The sequence below is a fragment of the Maribellus maritimus genome (genome assembly GCF_022267315.1).
GTDB lineage: Bacteria > Bacteroidota > Bacteroidia > Bacteroidales > Prolixibacteraceae > Draconibacterium > Draconibacterium maritimum.
Genome location: NZ_JAIKLE010000007.1, coordinates 168,237 through 188,335, shown reverse-complemented (window position 1 = coordinate 188,335; position 20,099 = coordinate 168,237). Strand labels below are relative to the sequence as shown.

The window sequence follows — 20,099 nt, the reverse complement described above, 5'->3', positions numbered from 1 at the left end:
AATGAAACGGTTTATTTTGTTTACTTACATTTTTCTCCCCCTTCTTTCCATTTCCCAGGTGCAGGAAAACATCGACCGCGGCATAGTTGCTTTGTGTGAAGGTGAAAAAGCAGTTTTTGTGAGTTGGCGTTTGTTAAAAGACGATCCGGAAAACGTAACATTTAATATTTACAGGCAGGATATTGGATTGAACGACTATGTAAAAGTAAACGATAAACCTGTATCCAATTCAACAAATTACCTTGATGACTCAGCAAAACCCGGGCATGGTTATAACTACAAAGTAAAAAAAATAGTTGGCTCAACAGAACTTGATACACCAGGCGAAGCCTATGTTTTTACGCGAACGGGAAGTCAACCCTGGATTTCAATTAAATTAAAAGACCAGGTTACATTAAAAAGAATCGGAATTGGAGACCTGGATGGCGACGGTGCCTATGATTTTGTGTTGCAACATCCCGATTTTAACGTAGACCCATATTATCGTCCGGGATATTGGAAACGCAGCCCCGAATCGTATAAATTGGATGCCTATTCATCAAAAGGAAAATTTTTGTGGCGGCATGACATGGGCTGGGCCATTGAAACCGGAACATGGTATTCACCTTACATGGTTTTTGACGTGGATCAGAATGGAAAAGCAGAGGTATATGCCAAAGCAGGCGAGGGAGACCCGCGTGAAATGGATGGCCATGTTTTAAACGGACCGGAATATCTGGTAAAAATAGATCCATTAACAGGCAAAATATTAAAAAAACAAAGCTGGATTTCAAAAGAAGGGTTTGAATCCTACAACTACTGGAGCCGTAATTTTCTCACCGTTGCCTATTTGGATGGGGTCAATCCGTCGCTCGTAATGCAGCGGGGAACTTACACGGTGATTAAAACAGAAGCGCTGGACAAAGAACTTAAGCCAATCTGGAAATGGGAAAGTACCGGCAAAGACGAAAAATACAAAGGACAGGGTGCCCACGCCATTATGACCGGAGATATTGACGGGGACGGTAAGGACGAGCTTGTTTTTGGAACATCAGCACTTGATGACAATGGAGTTCCAATGTGGCACACAGGATTGGGACACAACGATGCCGGATATATTGCTGACATTCTTCCCGAGCGTCCGGGGTACGAAATATTTTACGGGATAGAAAGCCGATCTCCTCAAAACGGTGTTTGTCTGGTGGATGCCAAAACAGGTGAAATTATTTGGGGTTATGAAGGAAGCACGGTTCACGTACACAGCCAGGCAATGATTGGCGACATTACTGATGAATATCCCGGCATAGAATGTTATGCAGGAGAAGCAAAAGGTGGCGACAAATTCTTTCTGTATACTGCTGATGGGAAACGGCTTTCGGATAAAAATCTTTGGGGCCTGGCACCAAAAGCCATTTGGTGGGATGCCGACGATTTGAAGGAGATTTGTTTCCAAAATGAAGTTTTTGACTACAATGGCGAAACCCATTTAAAAGTTGAAGGAAAAGTATTAATTGTTGCTGATATATTGGGTGACTGGCGTGAAGAAATAGTGACCAGTCTTCCAGGTGAGCTGCGCATTTATTCTACAAATATTTTATCGGATAAAAAGAAAGTTTGTCTAATGCAAAATCATTTATACAGGATGGCCGTTGCTGATGCAACAATGGGATATTACAATACACCACAGGTCGGATTTAAATAATCGCTTAAATTTTAACACGGAATTTTAAACTCAAGATATGATTCATAAAGTAGGAATAATAATGAACGGCGTTACGGGCCGGATGGGTACAAACCAACACTTAATGCGGTCGATAGTGGAAATCATAAAACAGGGAGGAGTGCAGGTAAGCCCTTCTGAATTTATTATGCCTGATCCGGTTTTGGTAGGCCGAAACGAGATCAAGTTAAAAAAGCTGGCCGAAATGTCGGGAGTAGAGAAATGGACTACCGACCTGGATTCAGTAATAAACGACCCGAATTACCAAATATATTTTGATGCACAAACAACCGGGCGCCGCGCTGCCGCTGTAAAACAAGCTGCCAAAGCGGGCAAACACGTATATTGCGAAAAACCCATTGCAACCGATACAGCTACCGCTCTTGAATTATATAAAGTTTGCGAAGACGCCGGTGTAAAACACGGTGTTGTGCAGGATAAACTCTGGCTTCCGGGACTTTTAAAACTAAAACGCTTGATGGAAAACGGGTTCTTTGGCAAGATTCTTTCTATTCGGGGAGAATTTGGGTACTGGGTTTTTGAAGGACACTCTGTTCCTGCTCAGCGCCCAAGCTGGAATTACCGTAAAGAAGACGATGGAGGTATTATTGTTGACATGCTGTGCCACTGGCGTTATGTTCTGGATAATCTGTTTGGTGAAGTAAAAGGTGTTTTTTGTTTGGGAGCGACTCATATTCCTGAACGTGTGGATGAACAGGGAAAACCATACAATTGTACCGCCGACGATGCGGCCTATGCAACATTTGAACTTGATGGCGGAGTAATTGCCCATTTTAATTCATCGTGGGTCACACGTGTACGCCGCGATGATTTGCTCACCCTTCATGTAGACGGAACAAAAGGCTCTGCAGTTGCAGGATTACGCGAGTGTTGGACACAGCATTACGGAAATACGCCCAAACCGGTCTGGAATCCGGATATTTCACAACCCATTGATTTTTATGAAGGATGGAGCAAAGTTCCCGAACAGGAAAATTTTGACAATGCTTTTAAAGCAGAATGGGAATTATTTCTGAAACACGTAGTAAAAGATGAACCCTTTAAATGGAACTTGCTGGAAGGAGCGAAGGGAGTACAACTGGCTGAAAAAGGACTGGAGAGCTGGGATAAAAAAACATGGGTGGAAATACCAAAAATTCAGTGATACTTTTTGAGTGTCATTCCCGGTATTCGGGAATCTCTAACTTCTAAATAAAAAGATAAATGAGAAAGACAGCACTAATAACCGGAGGCTCGCGGGGAATTGGATTCGGAATCGCCCTAGAGTTGGCTAAAGCCGGATTTAATCTCGCATTAAACGGCGTTCGTCCGCAAAAAACCGTTCAACCCATTTTGGATGGGTTAAAAATGTTTGGAGCCAAAGCAATTTATGCGCAGGGGAACATTTCAAAAAAAGACGACAGACAAAAAATATTTGACACAGTAATTTCAGCGTTTGGCCAACTTAATGTTCTGGTAAACAATGCCGGAGTTGCCCCCAGAGAAAGAAAAGATATTCTGGAAGCCTCAGAGGAAATCTATGATGAAGTAATGGAAATTAACCTGAAAGGACCGTATTTTCTTACACAATTATTTGCCAACCATATGATTCTGCAAAAAAAGGAAGATCCTGAATTTTCATGCTGCATCATTAATGTTTCCTCAGTTTCGGCAACAGTAGCTTCGGTGAACCGCGGTGAATATTGTATTTCAAAAGCGGGTATCGCCATGGCTACGAAACTTTGGTCGGCCCGTTTGGGTGAATTTGATATTCCTGTTTACGAAATTCAGCCCGGTATTATTAAAACAGACATGACTTCAGGAGTCACCGAAAAATACGATAAATTGTTTGAAGAAGGCTTAAGTATCCAAAAACGCTGGGGGCTCCCGGAAGACATTGGAAAAGTAGCTACTGCAATGGCCACCGGAATGATGCCCTATTCCACCGGACAGGTCGTTCTTGTTGACGGCGGAATGACTGTTCAACGTTTGTAATATTTGATTTTATCAAAACAAAAAACCTGATTATGAAACAAAAAATATATTGGAGAATTACAGCAGCGATTGCGGTTTTACTGATACTGTTAACTTTTACACCACTTGTAATTGCTCCCGGGAAAACAGATCCAAAATTGTTTTCGATGCCCTACACATTGTGGACAAGTATCTTAATCACAATTGCACTGGTAGTTTTAACCTATATCGGCGGGCGTGTCCATTTGAATGATGACAACGACGACTAAATACTAATCTCTTTGTGAAACGCTGTGCCTTCTGTAGCTAATTTTTATCAAGGGGCCAAGTAAGGTTCAATAAGTGACACAAAGTTTAAAACCTAAAAAAATGTTACATTGGCTTATAATTGTTGGTACCATTTACGTTGCAATTCTGTTCTTTCTGTCGTGGCGTTCGCGTAAAAAAATTAAATCCAACGAAGATTTTATGATGGCTGGTTCAAACGTTGGGCTGGTTCTGGGATTTATGACTTTTGCTGCCACGCTTTTTAGTACCTTTACTTTAATGGGAATGCCCGATTTTTCGCGAACACACGGAGTTGGCGCCTGGATCTTTCTCGCATTCTCCGATGCAGGAATGGTTTTTCTGATTGTATGGTTTGGCTACCATTTGCGCAAGCAAGTTGCCAAAAGCGGATTTAAAGGGATGTCAGGTCTGTTGCAAAACCGCTACCAAAACAAATGGGCCGGGTATATTTATTTCCTTGCGGTATTTATTTTTCTTGTACCCTACGTAGCCATTCAAATCAGGGGAGTTGCTATTTTTCTGGAACAGGCTTTCCCTTCTGCATTGCCGGCCTGGGCATGGTCGCTGATGATTGTAGTAATTATGCTTCTTTATTCCGAGTTTGGCGGTTTAAAAGCAATTATATACGCCGATTTTATGCAAGGCACCATGTTGCTGATTGTTGTGTGGGTGATTGCCCTAACCTGTTTAAATCATATTGGAGGATGGACAGAAATGTTTTCTCAGGTTGAAAATACTGATCCAAAATTATTAAGCACACCCGGACCAAACAGTTTGTTAAGTGCCCAGTTTTTAATTGCCTCCTTTCTTGCAATTTTAATGATTCCGGTTACGCAACCACAACTTTCAACCCGGCTGGTAATTATGAAAAGTACAAAAAAAATGCATCGTATGGCCGTTGCGGTTGGAACTTTTGCCATGCTGGTTATTTTTCCCACAATTATTATCGGATTATACGGCGCAATAAAATATGCCGATGCATCAACTGCTGATTTTTTGGGGAATGTGCTTATTCGCGATCAGGTTGAATTTATTGCTGCAGCGGCAATCATCGGATTATTTGCTGCTGCCATGTCAACGTCCGATTCGCAACTGTTTGCCCTGGGAAATGAACTGCGGGGATTATTGGGGCATAAAGGAAGTGATTCTCTTGCCCCTATCCGGATTGCAATAATCAGCTTTGCAATTGCAGCGCTGGTCTTTTCGCTGGTTAGCTCTGATCAACTGGTACTTTTAGCCCGCACAAGCTTTGCAGGAACAGCAATGATGGGGCCGCTGGTTATTTTGGCTATCCTTTCAAAAAAACCACAAGGTTGGTTTATGATTTTGATGTCGGGGTTGGGATTGGCAGCTTTTGTGCTCTCCGAGGCCGGTGTGTTGCCCAAATTTTTAGGAACAGTGCGAATGGATTTATTTTTAATGATTGTTTTAGCAGTTTGCGGAATGGGAAATTATTTGCTGAAAAAATAAAATTCCGTTTAACTCAATTTAAAAATTTTGCCCAGCTTCCGGTCAAAAATTTCCGGTGGTTCATTAAAAAACTGTTTTAATCGCGGCAGGAGTTTTACCATATTTAATTCACGTTGATGTTGTACTTGGTTGTCCAGGATAAGTAACTCTTCGTTACTAAAATTAAAATCATCGGATTTGAGGTCTTCAAAAAAGACAAACAAATCATGGTCTACACCCAATTGTTCTGTTATTTTATTTAACTGATCCGATTTTAATCTGAAATACCGCGGATGCATAAATTTTACAAAATCAAGCTGGTACCAAAGCCGTTTTAGTATCTTTCGGAGTTCATGCATCACCACAGGGGAAAGCTCAGGTTCAATACTTTGGTAAACTTCATACCCCTCTACAAATGTGGATGAGAGCTGAGTCTTGATCTGAAAAACAGACGGGCAGTTTAACTTCAGGGTAATCAGCTGAACCTGAATGTTTTTGACAAACTGAACAATATCTGAAACAACATTTTTCGATGTAAATTCATCTTCAACCAAAACCCTGTTTTTTTCTAAGAGGGAATCTTTTACCTGTTTTATTTTCCGTTCTGAAATTAAATTGCTCCCAGCTGTAATCTTATCAAAATGCTGCACATTTACAAACGATTCGCGGATAGGGGATAAAATCTTTCCTGCGGCTTTGATCTCTCTTCTGAATTGGTCGGTCTGAGTTTCGTTACACTCCGAAAACAGCTGTAATAAAGCACGCAGTCGTTTATACGATTTTCTTATTTCGTGAACCGCCAGATTAGGCGAAATATTCTCTGCAGAACAAAAATAAATGATTTTTTCTGTCTGTTTTTCAATTGCTGAAATAAGTCTGTTCCCCTTGTCCTGAATCATAGTTCTATTGGTTTTTCAGGCATTACAAAATTAACAATAAAACATAAAAAAAAAAGCTGTCCATTTCTGAACAGCTTTGATTTTAAAATATTTAAGTTATTTCTCAGTCGATTATTTCAAAACTGGTGTAAGGAACCAGAACTTTTGGAATTTTTATCCCTTTGGAAGTCTGATTATTCTCAAGTAAAGCAGCTACAATTCGGGGTAAAGCCAATGCACTTCCATTTAACGTGTGAGCCAGCTGTGTTTTTTTCACCCCTTCTTCTCGGAATCGTAATTTTAACCGATTGGCCTGAAACGACTCAAAATTGGATACTGAACTTACCTCCAACCATTTTTTCTGAGCTGCTGAATATACTTCAAAATCAAAAGTTAAGGCTGCGGTGAAACTAATATCTCCGCCGCACAAACGTAAAACCCGATAAGGCAATTCCAGTTTCTCAACCAAAGAGGATACATGTTTTACCATTTCATCGAGCACTTTATACGATTTTTCAGGGTGAGCTATCTGTACTATTTCCACTTTGTCGAACTGGTGTAAACGGTTCAATCCACGTACATCCTTCCCATACGAGCCAGCTTCGCGACGAAAACAGGCACTGTAAGCAGTATTTTTATACGGAAGGTCTTTTGCATCCAAAATTACATCGCGATAAATATTGGTTACCGGAACCTCGGCAGTAGGAATAAGATAAAGATTATCGGCAGCTACGTGATACATTTGTCCTTCTTTATCAGGCAACTGACCTGTTCCAAAACCTGAAGCTTCGTTTACAACCAGAGGCGGCTGTACTTCTTCGTAGCCTGCTTTTCTCGCTTCGTCCAAGAAGAAATTGATAAGTGCGCGTTGCAATTGTGAACCTTTTCCCCGATAAACAGGAAAACCCGCTCCTGTAAGTTTTACGCCTAACTCAAAATCAATCAAATTATATTTTTGAGCCAATTCCCAGTGAGGAAGAGCATTTTCATCTAAAGCCGGAATCTCGCCTGCCGAAGTAACTACTTCATTGTCCTCCTCTCCTTTTCCCTGAGGAACAGTGTCGTGTGGTAAATTAGGGAGTAAAACCAACAATTCATTCACTTGTTCTTCAATTGCTGAAAACTGCTGGTCAAACTGTTTGATATTTTCTTTTAATTCTGATGTCCGCTCTTTGGCTGCGTTGGCCTCTTCCTTTTTCCCTTCCCGAAATAAAAGGCCAATCTCTTTCGAAATTTTATTCATCTCGGCTTTGGCCTGGTCGGCCTGGCCCTGAAGTTTATTCTTTTCGCTATACAAATCAATAATTTCTCCTACAATTCCGGCAGCATCAAAGTTTTTCGTTTTAAGCTTTTCAATTACCAGGTCCGGATTATCTTGAATGAATTTCAGATTGAGCATGTCTATTTCTTTAAATAAGCTGCAAATTTAATAAATGTTGCGGCATAGTATTAAAATGATAAATGGAAATTGCTATTTATAACGTAAGAAGTTTGGATAAAAAATCAGGTTTACCTGTGATATAAAGTTTTAACCGTTTTGAGGTAAAGTAAACCAAAATTCGGTTCCTTCCTCATCAGAGGATGTCACTCCGATTTCGCCACCATGCAAATGCACTGCCATTTTACAAAACGACAAACCCAGTCCGGTTGATGCAGTGACCCCCATTTCGCGTGAATCGTGTTGTCTAAAACTCTGAAATATACTTGATTGCTGCTCCCGGGGTATTGCGGGACCAATATTATGTACACTGAACCAGGTATTCTTTTTGTCAGTCATCTTCCAGTTTAATGCTATATTACTTCCCGGAGGGGCATATTTTACCGCATTGCTTAATAAATTCGAAAAAATACGCTTTAAAAGCCTTTTGTCAGCATCTATCAATGGGACTTCCGAGCCCGGATAAGATATTTTCAAATCGTTTTCTGAAATATATAATGCAAATTCCATAACACATTCTTTTAACAACTGCGTAACATCAACCTGTGTCCGGATTAGATTTAATTTGGCCTCCTCCAGTTTATAAACATCCAAAATGTTCTGTGTGAGATGCAACATATCATAGCCCGATTGTTTTATTAACTCTTTCCTGAAATTTTCGTCGTCTATATCATAACTGTTCAGAATATTATTTAAAGGGTTTTTTAGATCGTGAACAATCATTCCGGTCATTTTTTCCTTGAATCGAATAAGTTCAGTCAACTCCCGATTGGTTAGCTGCAATTCTTCTTTTTGAATCGATATCTCTTCGTTTTGCTTTTCAATTAATTTATTCTTCTCATCAAGTATTTTATTTGCTTTAATCTTTTGTTTGTAATAGTAGTATATCAATACAACAACAACAACCATTAAAGCGGCCAGTGCAATTAAAAAATTTCTAAAAATCCGTGCATTATTCAGCCTTTCAGTTTGATGTTCCAGTTGATGTTTTTGTTGTTCAATTTGCTGCTCCTTCTCGGTAGCTTTATATTTGCTTTCGGCGTCGGCAACTATTTTTGTCTTTTCATTGTTATAAATTGAATCTTTTCGCTCCAAGAGCAGATCAGCCGATTCATAGGCCTTTTTGTAATTTCTTTTGTGAAAATATGCTTTTTTAAGAACCGACAATGCAGCAGCCTGCTCCTGAATAAGTTGAAGAGAATCGGCCAATGCAAGTGCTTTTTCTGCATAATTTACAATTGTATCAAGCACGTTGGCAGACGAAGGGACAACTTCTTGACTGTTTTCCAACTTTGAAAGGTTCGTCCCTGAAAGATTCAGGTAAGAACCAATAAGATTCCTCTTGTAATTATTTTTTTCATTTATCGTCAGTGACTTTTCAATATATTCTATCGATTTATCAAACTCTCCCTTTATTTCATACAAAGCCGCTATATTGGTGTACAGGAGGGCCAAATTCCTTTCATTGTTATTCTTTAAATGAATATCTACTGCTTTTGTATAATAAAAGAGTGCCTGTTCATAATTTTCCGTGTTGGTATAGCAAATTCCCAGATTATTATAGCAAAAAGATACGCCTCTTTCATCTTCCATCTCCTGAAATATCTGCAAAGATTTTTTATAGCTTTCAATGGCCTTATCGGTAGTACTTTGTTTTCGAAGTATGTTACCTATACTTAAATGACAAATAGCAATACCTCTTTTGTCTTTAGCCCTTTCAAAAATTTCTATGGCAGTGTAATAATTATCAATTGCATCGTCATATCTTCCCTGGTTATTGTAAATCATTCCAAGGTTAAGCAAAGCTTTCGATTGCATTAAACTATCTCCAAGTATCTTTGCAGTTTCCAGCGTGTAACTGTAATTTTTCGACGCCAATGCATATTCACCTTCTTCAAAATACAAAGCACCAATCGTAAGCGTCACATTTCCATGTAAATTCAGATATTTATTTCTTCTGTCTTTTTCCTTTTCGGAATCGATAAGCTCTTTAAAAATATTTGATGCCTGCAAATAATAATTCAGCGCATTGCCTAAGTCAGAAGAATTATTGTAATAAAGCCCTAAACCTTCCAACGCCCCCGCTTTTTTTAACTTTATTTCAACTAAATCATCATTGGAAAGTCGTTTTTGCTGAATGATCTCATCAGCCATTTTTAATGCACTATCAAAATAAAAAAATGAAGAATCAGAATTATTTTTATTAAATTTCTTTGCCTTTAAAAGCGCATTATTCAAACTTACAGTATCTTCTTTCTCTGCAAGATTTCTATCTTCATCAAAAGAAAAAGCACCCCCATTAACAATTAAAGGGACTGCCAGCAAAAACTGAAAAAGGAAAACAAGAGGTTTTAACATATTTCTAACAATTCGCAAGATTATAAAAGTAGTGAATCAAAGCAAAAAAACAAGAGACAATAACGCGAATTTGAAAAAAATATATATATTATTAACCTCTGTTTATCAATCGGTTTCATCAGATTAGACCAAAAAGAAAAAGTATTATTGCCTAATGTTCAAATATCATAATCTTTATTATAGTTCGACAGTTTTAACATCACAAAAAAAACGCCTACCGTTTTCCCGGTAAGCGTCTCAATGTTTTTATAAAAATATCTGGTTCTTATTTTACCAGTTCTTTTGCTTGTTCAATCCATGGAGCAGGATCTTTTGAAGCATAACGGCTTCCTGCAGCTTCCAAAACCTTCTGAATATCTTCAACTGACGCACTTGCAATAGAAGCATAATTTGTAAAACCACCTTCAGCTAAAATTTCAGCCAATTTGGGGCCAACACCTTCCAGCTTTTTCAAGTCATCAGCTTCTTCTGCTTCTGAGGTCTCAGCTTTTGGAGCCTCTTTTTTAGTTGGAGCTTCCTCTGTAACTTCAACTTTTTTTACCGGTTTTTCTTCTGCAACCGGAGCTTCAGCAACTGCTACATCAACGTCTACAATTGGGTCAACCGATACAAATGAACGGTTCTTTTGTCTTTTTCTGAAAACAACTGTTCCGTCAATCAATGCAAAAAGGGTATGATCTTTTCCCATTCCTACATTTTCACCCGGGTAATGTTGTGTTCCGCGCTGGCGTACTAAAATATTACCAGCTTTTGCAAACTGACCTCCGTAAATTTTTACTCCCAGTCGTTTACTTTCCGATTCGCGTCCGTTTTTCGAACTACCTACACCTTTCTTATGAGCCATGGTAAATTTTTTTTAGTTATCCAACAATGGTTTCTACCTGAATTTGTGTAAACTGTTGACGGTGACCATTCATTTTTTGGTAACCTTTTCTTCTTTTCTTTTTGAAAACGATTACTTTATCACCTTTTACATGTCCCAGCACTTTGGCTGTTACTTTTGCACCTTTTACGGTTGGAGTTCCAACGGCAACTTTACCGTCGTTGTCTACCAGTAAAACTTTTTCAAAATCAACCGAGTCGCCTTCTTTGGCGGTAAGCTGATGTACAAAAAGTTTTTTGTCTTTCTCAACTCTGAATTGCTGTCCAGCAATTTCAACAATCGCGTACATAATTTCACTTTTATTGTTACCACCGTCAGGCGGAATTCCCGCTGGATTTCTCTTTTTTGAGCCTGAACGATTCAAAATTCGGACTGCAAAAGTAGTTATTTTAAACTATTTAGCAAATAAAAATAAATTTTCTTTCAATTTAAAAACAGAGGGGTAAACAAAGATGGTTAAACTACTTTTTTTGTTACCGTAATATGTCTTTTAAACTTATCATTCGAATAGCCCCCAACATAAGTTCTCCCTGTAAAATACAGGCTAACCCAACACATTCTTAAAAACCCCGACCAACAATAAAAATCCAATCAAAAGTACTATTCCCAGCAAAAACTGATTTGTTCTGTTCTGTTTTTTCTGTGTTTCAATATTTTGAGATACTATTGTCATCGCATCCTCATTCATGTTCATGTCATTCAAACAAAGTTCCAAATGTTTTATCTGGTATTTAATCAGAACTTTATTGGCAACAAAATTAAAAACAATACCCAAAACAATAAACCCGGCAAATACAACTATATCAGTTCCGTCAAAAGGTCGCACTTTTTCGTAAACCAAATAGAAGTAGATGAGAATTCCGGCTATAAACAAAAATAAATAGGTTATTGAAACAGCCAGAAGTGTAAGGTTGAATTTGGTTTTCAGATAGGTAAGCATTGAAATAAGCGTGTCGCGGGTTGTTTGTCCATGATCCGCAATTTTGTTAAAATGTACAAGCATTCTTCTTTGAAAAAACAATAAGCCTGCGAGTAATAAAATACCGGCGATGCATACAAATGTCACATTTGTTGTGTCGTAATAAAGAATAAAATCTACTCCAAGCGTCACAACAACAAGTGCTTTTACAATCAGATCCATTATAATTATTTTTCGTACTCCCCGGGCAGTACTTTTTGATCTGCCGGAAAGAAACTGTTCAATATCTGAACTTCCGTAACCGGAAATTTCAAATAGATTCTCAGTTTTGTTCCACATTTCTTTTAATTTTTTTTCATTCATGACTTCTGCTAATTTGCATCGTTTATCATTTCTTCCAATTTTCTCTTAATACGCATTAGTTTTACACTTACATTCGATTTTGTAAGCCCCGTAACCGATGCGATTTCGTCATAGCTTTTTTCTTCCAGCCAGAGCAAGATAATTGCTTTGTCAATTAGGTTCAGTTTTGAAACGGCTCTGTATAATTGCAGAATATCCTCGTTATCATCCGCAGGTTCAGCCGGAATTTGTTTATAATTGCCCATGGATTCAAAAGCAAAACTATTTTTGGTTTTCCGTATATTGCTAACAGCCGTATTTAATGCTACTCTGTACATCCAGGTGTTAAACTTCGATTCCTCTCTGAAATTTGGGTATGACTTCCAGAGCTGCAAACAAATTTCCTGGAACAGATCTTCTCTATCGGCCGGGTTATCGACATATATTAATGTGATTTTATGAATAAGTCCCTGATTCTTTTCAAGCAGTTCGCTAAAGGTCTTCCTATTTGGTTTTTGCTTTTTCATTTTCTCATGAATTCCTGATAATTAGTCGAAATAAAGTTCTAAAAACTACATCCGGAGTAAAACTTTAAAACAAAGCCGGCAATTCTATTGGAAAATACCCGATTTAGTTTTTTATCACATGTTATCGAACACTGAAAAAAACAAGATGAACAAAACAAATAGAAAATCAATAACTTAGTTTTATGCAAACCACATTTCCAATTGTGTTATTTGACAATAAACAAAAATGATTGTTATATTTGCTTTCACGGTAAAAAAAGCCTATTATACTAATATGCAAAAAATTCGTTTGAACATTCTGGGGCTTTCAGTAAGTCAAACACAATCAGGAGCCTACGCATTGGTTTTGGCAGAAGAAAATGGAGAGAGAAGAATTCCTATTATTATTGGCCCGGTTGAAGCCCAGGCAATTGCCATTCAATTGGAAGGGTTAAAACCACCGCGTCCGCTTACACACGATCTGATAAAAAACATGGCACTGGCTTTTAATATTGCATTGCTGGAAGTAACCATTTATAAACTGGAAGAAGGCATTTTTTATTCGGAGTTGTTGTGCGAAATGGAAGGGAAAGAGATAAAAATCGATTCCAGAACATCTGATGCAGTTGCGCTTGCCCTGCGTTTCAGATGCCCAATTTACACATCGGAAGATATTTTAAAGAAAGCGGGAATTGTTCTTGAAATCGACGACGAAAATTCGCCGGTAAGAAGCTATGCCGATGAAGAGGAGATGGAAGAGTCAGAATCGTCAACCTATGCCCAATATTCGTTAAACGAATTAAATGAGATGCTTGACGAAGCGGTAAAAAATGAAGACTATGAAAAAGCCTCTGTTATTCGGGATGAGTTAAAGAAAAGAAAAAAATAATGTCACAATAGATGAAACACCTTATAGTATTGCTGGTAATTTTTACCGGCTTTTTATTTGTTCAACCCGCTTTTGCACAACCCGCCGATTCAGAAGATAATCAAACAGAACAGGTTTCTCCCCAGCAAGATAAAACCGACACTTCGGTTCTTTTACTTTCAAAAGAACGAGAAAAGCCTTTTTCAATAACTACTATTTTCAGAGGACTACTTGGAATGACTGTACTTATATTTTTAGGTTGGTTGTTCAGCACCAGTCGTCGGAATATTCCATGGCGTACCGTTTTTATCGGTTTACTGATTCAGGTCTTGCTGGCAATCGGAGTTTTATACGTTCCTTTTATTCGGATAATTTTTGAATTTCTGGGAAAAATATTTGTCAAAATTCTTGATTTCACAAAAGAAGGAAGTACATTTTTATTGGGCGATTTAATGGATGCCGAAACGTATGGATATATATTTTTATTTCAGGTATTGCCTACCATTATTTTCTTTTCTGCACTGACCAGCCTTCTGTTTTATTGGGGAATTATTCAGAAGGTAGTATACGGGTTGGCATGGGTATTTACAAAAGCCCTCAAAATTTCAGGTGCTGAGGCGCTATCGGTTGCCGGCAATATTTTTCTCGGCCAAACAGAATCGCCATTGATGATCAAAGCCTATCTTGAAAAAATGAGTAAATCAGAAATTTTGCTCGTGATGACCGGTGGAATGGCTACTTTAGCGGGTGGGGTTTTGGCTGCATACATCGCGCTGCTTGGCGGCGACGACCCGATGTTACGCCTTGAGTTTGCCAAACATCTCTTAACAGCCTCAGTTATGGCGGCACCCGCTGCTATTATTTTTTCAAAGATGCTTGTTCCTCCCACTGATGCAATAAACAAAGAAATTGAAGTAAGCAGAGATAAAATTGGCAGTAATGTTTTGGATGCGATTACAAACGGAACCAGCGAAGGTGTAAAACTGGCTGTTAATGTTGCTGCAATGTTGTTGGCTTTTATCGCCTTTATTGCAATGTTTAATTTTATTGTAGGCAAAATTGGCGAATGGACATCTTTAAACGAAGTTATCGCACGTGGAACAAATGGCCGGTATGATGGTCTTTCGCTGCAATTTATTCTTGGTTATACTTTTGCACCGCTTATGTGGCTGATTGGTGTTTGCCCTGAAGACATAATCACCGTTGGTCGTCTTCTCGGTGAAAAACTGATTCTTACCGAGTTTATTGGCTACATCAGTTTAGCCGATTTAAAAGCTACCGGCGTATTTACCGAAACCAAGTCGGTAATAATGGCTACGTATATATTGTGTGGTTTTGCAAATTTTTCTTCCATTGGCATTCAAATCGGCGGAATTGGTGCACTGGCTCCTGGCCGGCGCGTATTGCTCTCAAAATATGGAATTCCTGCGCTGCTGGCCGGAACACTGGCTTCTTTAATGAGCGCAACAATTATTGGGATGATACTGGGGTAAAGCCAAAAAACACCTAATATTTGATTACCCGATAACCGGGCGGAGTAGCTACAAAAATATTATCGCTTTATAAAGTAACGACAGTCGATTAAATCATAGGATAAGAAAAAAAATTGGATGTCTGATTAAACCAATAGCAATTAAGAAAATCTATTAAGTTAGTTATTTTAGTTAATAACTAACTTAAACTTTTAAGAAGCCGTCTCAAAGTATGTTTTGAGATGGCTTTTCTATTTAATAATGTTACAAATGATTGAAGATACAGCCTAAACAAATTTTATCAATAAAATAATGCTGAGAAAAAAAATAAAGAACATATGATTAAACCTATCTTGACAAGCGAAGTCCTAATAAAGGTTTAGTTAGTTAAGTGAAAAAATATTTTTTACTAACCGACTTGTAGCTCCTCATGTTGATGGGGAGCTATTTTTATTCAACTCTGCCAAAATCGGGAACTTACCATGCAAAATTGTTTTAGAGAAACAATATGCAGAACGGAAGTCCAGTTCAACTAAAAACGATTATTTTTTTTACTTTTTATTCCCCATACAATAAAGACCAGAAGTAGAATTATTACCAGCAGAATTATTATTCTTATAAAATACATGGACTCCGGAATTTAAATTTGATTTGACTTTTGTTTTTCAAAAGTATAAATAATTTGATCTTTTCAAACTGCCGGATTTTGCCAAATCGATTATTCTTTTTCTCACAAACCGACAATTTTTGATAAAGTTAACCGATATTTTTTTCACAAAAATAAGATTAGCGTGTTATCTTTGAGATACGTAACGAAGGGAATCTATTTCATTTTCCCTGTTATTTGGTTTGTTATGATGCCTTTAATTATCGTTTTCACGGGAGTAGTAATTCTTCTCATCCTTATAACTATTGCAAAAATCAATGCGTTTATTTCTTTCACCCTGGTTTGTATTTATGTGGGGGTAATGATGGGGCTTCCGATCGAAACAATTGTAGAGGCAATCAAAAAAGGGATGGGTGACACTTTGGGTTTGCTTGTTTTGATCCTTGGTTTTGGATCTATGCTGGGGAAACTGGTCGCCGACAGCGGCGCCGCACAAAAAATAACGCAAACGCTGATTGCAACATTTGGTCTGAAAAAAATTCACTGGGCACTGATGTTAACAGGATTTATAGTTGGAATTCCTATGTTTTACTCCGTTGGGTTTGTCATTCTTGTTCCAATTGTTTTTACGGTTGCTGCTTCAACCGGATTGCCTTTGATTTTTGTTGGCTTACCCATGCTGGCCTCTTTGTCGGTTACGCATGGTTATTTGCCGCCTCACCCTGCTCCAACAGCCATTGCCGGAATGTTTGGTGCTAGTATGGGGAAAACTATTTTTTACGGATTTCTGGTGGCTATTCCGGCGATAATTATTGCCGGGCCGGTTCTTTCTCCACGGTTCAAAAAAATAAAAGCGACTCCGCTTAAAGAATTTACAGGTCAAAATATTTTGGATGAAAAAGAATTGCCGTCAACTCTTATCAGCATTATAACTGCTTTGATGCCGGTAATTTTGATTGGTTTTTCAGGATTATTTACAAAGGTTATTAATGAGGACACAATATTTTACCCATTTATAAAGGGAATCGGAGATCCGGTAATTGCAATGCTGTTATCTGTATTGTTTGCGATATACACGCTGGGGATAAGGAGAGGAAAAAGAATGAAAGTAGTGATGGATGGCATGGTCCAGGCCATTTCGAGCATTGCTATGATTTTGCTGATTCTGGCAGGCGCAGGCGGATTAAAAGAAGTTTTGGTGGCCAGCGGAATCAGCGATTATTTAGGCAGGCTGTTAAGCCAATCGGGAATGTCGCCCTTAATTTTGGCCTGGTTAATAGCTGCTGTTATAAGAGTTTCGGTTGGTTCTGCAACAGTTGCCGGAATGACAGCGGCCGGAATTGTTTTGCCGCTGGCTTCCAACCCCGGCGTTTCTCCTGAACTGATGGTACTGGCAATCGGCTCGGGAAGTCTTATGCTTTCGCATGTAAATGATGGCGGTTTCTGGATGTTTAAGGAATATTTCAACATTTCAGTAAAAGAAACATTTTTTACCTGGACTGTGATGGAAACCACCATTTCAATTGTTGGAATCCTTGTAATTTTATTGTTGAATAACTTTATTTAAATCATATATCACATGAATGTAGAAGAAGAAATTAAAGCTTTAGGACTTGAACTTCCGCCCGCTCCTCCGCTGGGAGGGATATATCATCCGGTAGTAATCGCGGGTAACCAGTTGTACGTTTCCGGCCAGGGGCCTTTACAAAGCGACGGAATATTAATCAAAGGGAAAGTAGGAAAAGATCTTACTTTGGAAGAAGGGCAGTTGGCTGCCCGCCAGGTTGGGCTTACTATGCTCGCAACCATCAAGGCACAAATTGGTGATTTAGGAAAAATCAAACGCCTGATAAAAACACTGGGAATGGTAAACTGCTACCCAGAATTTGAACAACATCCGCAGACAATTAATGGGTTTAGCCAGTTGATGGTTGATATTTTTGGAGAAGAAAACGGGAAAGGAGCACGAAGCGCTGTTGGAATGTCACTGCCCGGGAATATTGCTGTAGAAGTGGAGTGTATTTTTGAATTGAAAGAAGAGTAGAATCAAAAACTATGTGGTACAAGATAAAAAATGAAAGCGAGGTTTTTACGCCGTCTGTTTTGATCTATCCCAACCGGATAAAGGAAAACATTCGCAGGATGATAAAAGTTGCAGACGATGTTTCGCGGTTACGGCCTCATGTAAAAACACATAAAATGGCCGAGGTTGTCCGGCTTCAGGTCCAGCAGAAGATCACCAAATTTAAATGTGCCACACTTACCGAAATGGAGATGACCGCAGCCAACGGCGGAACAGATATTTTACTGGCTTACCCTCTTCTTGGGCCCGATATCAAAAAGTATTTCAGTATTGTAACTAAATTTCCCCGGGTAAAATTTTCTGTACTTGTTGATCATAAAAAAGCAGTTGCCGACTTAACGGAAGAAGCAAAAAAACAACAACAGAAGGTAAATGTTTTTATCGATATCGATAACGGAATGCACCGAACCGGAATTGAACCGGAGCCCGCCTTTCAGCTTGCACAAACAATCTCAAAAAGGCCTTGGTTAGAATTAACCGGATTACATATTTACGACGGGCACATTCATGTTTCGGATTTAAAAACGCGAGAGACACAATGTGAAAATGATTTTAAGTCAGTAGATGAATTGATTCTGAATCTGAAAAATGCGGGAATTGAAATCAACGAACTGGCTTGCGGAGGAACATTTACGTTTCCCATTCATGCAAAATACAAAAACAGGACACTTTGCCCGGGAACACCAATTTTGTGGGACGCTGGCTATAAAAAGAACATATCCGACCTTGATTTTTTAAACGCTGCTGTTCTTGCTGGCCGCATAATCAGTAAACCTTACGGAAAGGTTTGTTTGGATTTGGGGCACAAAGCCATGGCGTCGGAAATGCCGCATCCGCGATTGGAATTTATGGATCTTCTGGTGAACGGTGTCGAAAACCAAAGTGAAGAACATCTGGTTCTTTCAACTCCACATGCTGAAAAGCTAAATCCCGGTGATTTTATTTATGCCATCCCCATCCATATTTGCCCCACCATTGCATTGCACGAACAGGTTTATGTAGTTGAAAACCGGAAAGCAGTGAAAACATGGGACGTTATTGCCCGAAAAAGAACTTTTGATTTTTATAGTGAGTGGAGATAAGAAAATCAAACTCACCCTGATTGCAGCCCCGATAACTATCGGGATACAATCGTCCCTCTCTTTTAAAAGAGAGGGAAAAGAGGGAGAGTTAAAAAGTAGGATATAATATTAAAACAACCAACATATCTTCATTAAAATGAGTTATAAAAAAGAGAAAATACTTTGTTTTGATGCGCATCTGGATATTGCGATGAACGCGATGGAATGGAACCGTGATCAGCGCTGGACAGTGCAGCAAATCCGTGCCAGCGAAAAGGGGATGACGGATAAACCGGATCGCGGACGAAACACCGTTTCGTTTCCGGCATTAAGAGAAGGAAAAGTGGGATTGGTGGTTGCCACACAAATCAGCCGGGTGGTAAAACCTGGAAGTCCGATACCCGGATGGTATTCACAGGAACAGGCCTGGGCGCAGACACAGGGGCAGTTGCAGTGGTACCGCACCATGGAAGAAGCCGGTGAAATGAAACAAATCACCGATGCAAAATCGCTGGAAGAAAGTCTGAAACTCTGGGAAATTCCAAATGAAAAATCCCCCATTTGTTACGTCCTGAGTCTGGAAGGTGCGGATTCAATTATTTCAATGGAGCACTTGCTTCGTGCCTACAACCATGGATTGCGAGCCGTTGGCCCGGCGCATTACGGTCCGGGAATTTATGCCAACGGAACTGATTCTTCCGGTCGCCTGAATGAACGAGGAGTTGAACTGCTCAAAACCATGGAAAAATTAAATATGATTCTGGATGCCACCCACCTGAATGATGACGCATTTTGGCATGCTTTGGAAATATACAATGGGCCGGTTTGGGCGAGCCACAATAATTGCCGGAAATTTGTCAACCATAACCGCCAGTTTTCTGACGAAATGATCAACGAATTAATTCAACACAACGCTGTTATTGGAGTTGCACTGGATGCCTGGATGATGGTACCCGACTGGATTCGCGGCGAATCAACACCCAAAGCACGAAATGTAACCCTGGAAATTATGGCCGACAACATCGACCACATTTGCCAGCTGGCAGGCGACTCGCTGCATGCGGGTGTAGGCAGTGACCTGGATGGCGCTTTTGGAACAGAACAGTGTCCGTACGATTTGGACACCATTGCTGACATTCAAAAACTGCCCGGCTTGTTAAAAAACAGGGGATACAAATCGGTTGACATCGAAAATATAATGCACGGGAATTTTATACGATTTCTGAAAGAATATTTTGGAGGGAAGCAGCTCCTTGTATAACAAAAACAAAACT

General features: G+C 39.2%; 18 protein-coding genes. 11 read left to right on the top strand and 7 right to left on the bottom strand.

The annotated features are described in order from the left end of the window. The first annotated feature begins 1 nt into the window (after position 1). The 5 genes from K5G00_RS08685 to K5G00_RS08665 all read left to right on the top strand — a co-directional run bounded on the left by K5G00_RS08685 (position 2) and on the right by K5G00_RS08665 (position 5,431). Complete coding sequence (locus K5G00_RS08685) at positions 2–1,681, top strand: rhamnogalacturonan lyase family protein (RefSeq protein WP_238765744.1); 1,680 nt, start codon at positions 2–4, stop codon at positions 1,679–1,681. 37 nt (positions 1,682–1,718) lie between these two features. Beyond that, positions 1,719–2,864, top strand: coding sequence for a Gfo/Idh/MocA family protein (locus K5G00_RS08680; protein ID WP_238765743.1), 1,146 nt, complete (start codon positions 1,719–1,721; stop codon positions 2,862–2,864). Between the two features lie 59 nt (positions 2,865–2,923). Then, a complete protein-coding gene (locus tag K5G00_RS08675; RefSeq protein WP_238765742.1) occupies positions 2,924–3,694 on the top strand; it encodes a 3-ketoacyl-ACP reductase in 771 nt (256 codons plus the stop codon). A 32-nt stretch (positions 3,695–3,726) separates the two neighbouring features. Next, on the top strand, positions 3,727–3,942 hold the full coding sequence (locus K5G00_RS08670) for a hypothetical protein (RefSeq protein WP_238765741.1): 216 nt from the start codon (positions 3,727–3,729) through the stop codon (positions 3,940–3,942). A 100-nt stretch (positions 3,943–4,042) separates the two neighbouring features. After that, complete coding sequence (locus K5G00_RS08665; RefSeq protein WP_238765740.1) at positions 4,043–5,431, top strand: sodium:solute symporter family protein; 1,389 nt, start codon at positions 4,043–4,045, stop codon at positions 5,429–5,431. An 8-nt stretch (positions 5,432–5,439) separates the two neighbouring features. On the opposite strand, the gene K5G00_RS08660 is transcribed toward K5G00_RS08665, so the two are convergent. The 7 genes from K5G00_RS08660 to K5G00_RS08625 form a co-directional block, all read right to left on the bottom strand. Further along, the gene (locus K5G00_RS08660; protein ID WP_238765739.1) at positions 5,440–6,309 is read right to left on the bottom strand and encodes a CHAD domain-containing protein; all 870 of its coding nucleotides are present in this window, start codon (positions 6,307–6,309) and stop codon (positions 5,440–5,442) included. Between the two features lie 103 nt (positions 6,310–6,412). Continuing rightward, positions 6,413–7,687, bottom strand: coding sequence for a serine--tRNA ligase (gene serS / locus K5G00_RS08655; RefSeq protein WP_238765738.1), 1,275 nt, complete (start codon positions 7,685–7,687; stop codon positions 6,413–6,415). 129 nt (positions 7,688–7,816) lie between these two features. Further along, positions 7,817–10,084 carry a tetratricopeptide repeat-containing sensor histidine kinase gene (locus K5G00_RS08650; RefSeq protein ID WP_238765737.1) on the bottom strand — a complete coding sequence of 756 codons (2,268 nt, stop codon included), beginning with the start codon at positions 10,082–10,084 and terminating at the stop codon, positions 7,817–7,819. A 265-nt stretch (positions 10,085–10,349) separates the two neighbouring features. Next, positions 10,350–10,928 (bottom strand): 50S ribosomal protein L27, encoded by a 579-nt coding sequence (rpmA, locus tag K5G00_RS30330; RefSeq protein ID WP_449566824.1) that lies wholly within the window; start codon positions 10,926–10,928, stop codon positions 10,350–10,352. 16 nt (positions 10,929–10,944) lie between these two features. Continuing rightward, a complete protein-coding gene (gene rplU, locus K5G00_RS08635) occupies positions 10,945–11,331 on the bottom strand; it encodes a 50S ribosomal protein L21 (RefSeq protein WP_238765736.1) in 387 nt (128 codons plus the stop codon). 180 nt (positions 11,332–11,511) lie between these two features. Continuing rightward, positions 11,512–12,249 carry a hypothetical protein gene (locus K5G00_RS08630; RefSeq protein ID WP_238765735.1) on the bottom strand — a complete coding sequence of 246 codons (738 nt, stop codon included), beginning with the start codon at positions 12,247–12,249 and terminating at the stop codon, positions 11,512–11,514. 8 nt (positions 12,250–12,257) lie between these two features. Continuing rightward, a complete protein-coding gene (locus K5G00_RS08625; protein WP_238765734.1) occupies positions 12,258–12,755 on the bottom strand; it encodes an RNA polymerase sigma factor in 498 nt (165 codons plus the stop codon). 226 nt (positions 12,756–12,981) lie between these two features. Here K5G00_RS08625 and K5G00_RS08620 point away from each other — a divergent pair, with 226 nt between their 5' ends. The 6 genes from K5G00_RS08620 (at position 12,982) to K5G00_RS08595 (ending at position 20,086) form a co-directional block, all read left to right on the top strand. Beyond that, positions 12,982–13,623 carry a bifunctional nuclease family protein gene (locus K5G00_RS08620; protein ID WP_238765733.1) on the top strand — a complete coding sequence of 214 codons (642 nt, stop codon included), beginning with the start codon at positions 12,982–12,984 and terminating at the stop codon, positions 13,621–13,623. 11 nt (positions 13,624–13,634) lie between these two features. Next, positions 13,635–15,095 carry a NupC/NupG family nucleoside CNT transporter gene (locus K5G00_RS08615; protein WP_238765732.1) on the top strand — a complete coding sequence of 487 codons (1,461 nt, stop codon included), beginning with the start codon at positions 13,635–13,637 and terminating at the stop codon, positions 15,093–15,095. Between the two features lie 779 nt (positions 15,096–15,874). Next, complete coding sequence (locus tag K5G00_RS08610) at positions 15,875–17,248, top strand: gluconate:H+ symporter (RefSeq protein WP_238765731.1); 1,374 nt, start codon at positions 15,875–15,877, stop codon at positions 17,246–17,248. Positions 17,249–17,260: 12 nt separating this feature from the next. Next, entirely contained in the window at positions 17,261–17,725 is a 465-nt protein-coding gene (locus K5G00_RS08605; protein WP_238765730.1) for a RidA family protein, read from the top strand. A gap of 11 nt (positions 17,726–17,736) precedes the next feature. Further along, positions 17,737–18,846, top strand: coding sequence for a D-TA family PLP-dependent enzyme (locus K5G00_RS08600; RefSeq protein WP_238765729.1), 1,110 nt, complete (start codon positions 17,737–17,739; stop codon positions 18,844–18,846). 136 nt (positions 18,847–18,982) lie between these two features. Then, positions 18,983–20,086, top strand: coding sequence for a dipeptidase (locus K5G00_RS08595; RefSeq protein WP_238765728.1), 1,104 nt, complete (start codon positions 18,983–18,985; stop codon positions 20,084–20,086). Positions 20,087–20,099: the final 13 nt, after the last annotated feature.

Bases quoted from the DNA above. Each gene is read 5' to 3' on its own strand.
- K5G00_RS08625 (WP_238765734.1), bottom strand. From the start codon at position 12,755: ATGAAAAAGCAAAAACCAAATAGGAAGACCTTTAGCGAACTGCTTGAA.
- K5G00_RS08660 (WP_238765739.1), bottom strand. From the start codon at position 6,309: ATGATTCAGGACAAGGGGAACAGACTTATTTCAGCAATTGAAAAACAG.
- K5G00_RS08600 (WP_238765729.1), top strand. From the start codon at position 17,737: ATGTGGTACAAGATAAAAAATGAAAGCGAGGTTTTTACGCCGTCTGTT.
- K5G00_RS08630 (WP_238765735.1), bottom strand. From the start codon at position 12,249: ATGAATGAAAAAAAATTAAAAGAAATGTGGAACAAAACTGAGAATCTA.
- K5G00_RS08605 (WP_238765730.1), top strand. From the start codon at position 17,261: ATGAATGTAGAAGAAGAAATTAAAGCTTTAGGACTTGAACTTCCGCCC.
- rpmA (WP_449566824.1), bottom strand. From the start codon at position 10,928: ATGGCTCATAAGAAAGGTGTAGGTAGTTCGAAAAACGGACGCGAATCG.
- K5G00_RS08670 (WP_238765741.1), top strand. From the start codon at position 3,727: ATGAAACAAAAAATATATTGGAGAATTACAGCAGCGATTGCGGTTTTA.
- K5G00_RS08595 (WP_238765728.1), top strand. From the start codon at position 18,983: ATGAGTTATAAAAAAGAGAAAATACTTTGTTTTGATGCGCATCTGGAT.
- K5G00_RS08685 (WP_238765744.1), top strand. From the start codon at position 2: ATGAAACGGTTTATTTTGTTTACTTACATTTTTCTCCCCCTTCTTTCC.
- K5G00_RS08675 (WP_238765742.1), top strand. From the start codon at position 2,924: ATGAGAAAGACAGCACTAATAACCGGAGGCTCGCGGGGAATTGGATTC.
- K5G00_RS08680 (WP_238765743.1), top strand. From the start codon at position 1,719: ATGATTCATAAAGTAGGAATAATAATGAACGGCGTTACGGGCCGGATG.
- K5G00_RS08620 (WP_238765733.1), top strand. From the start codon at position 12,982: ATGATTGTTATATTTGCTTTCACGGTAAAAAAAGCCTATTATACTAAT.
- K5G00_RS08615 (WP_238765732.1), top strand. From the start codon at position 13,635: ATGAAACACCTTATAGTATTGCTGGTAATTTTTACCGGCTTTTTATTT.
- K5G00_RS08650 (WP_238765737.1), bottom strand. From the start codon at position 10,084: ATGTTAAAACCTCTTGTTTTCCTTTTTCAGTTTTTGCTGGCAGTCCCT.
- K5G00_RS08665 (WP_238765740.1), top strand. From the start codon at position 4,043: ATGTTACATTGGCTTATAATTGTTGGTACCATTTACGTTGCAATTCTG.
- serS (WP_238765738.1), bottom strand. From the start codon at position 7,687: ATGCTCAATCTGAAATTCATTCAAGATAATCCGGACCTGGTAATTGAA.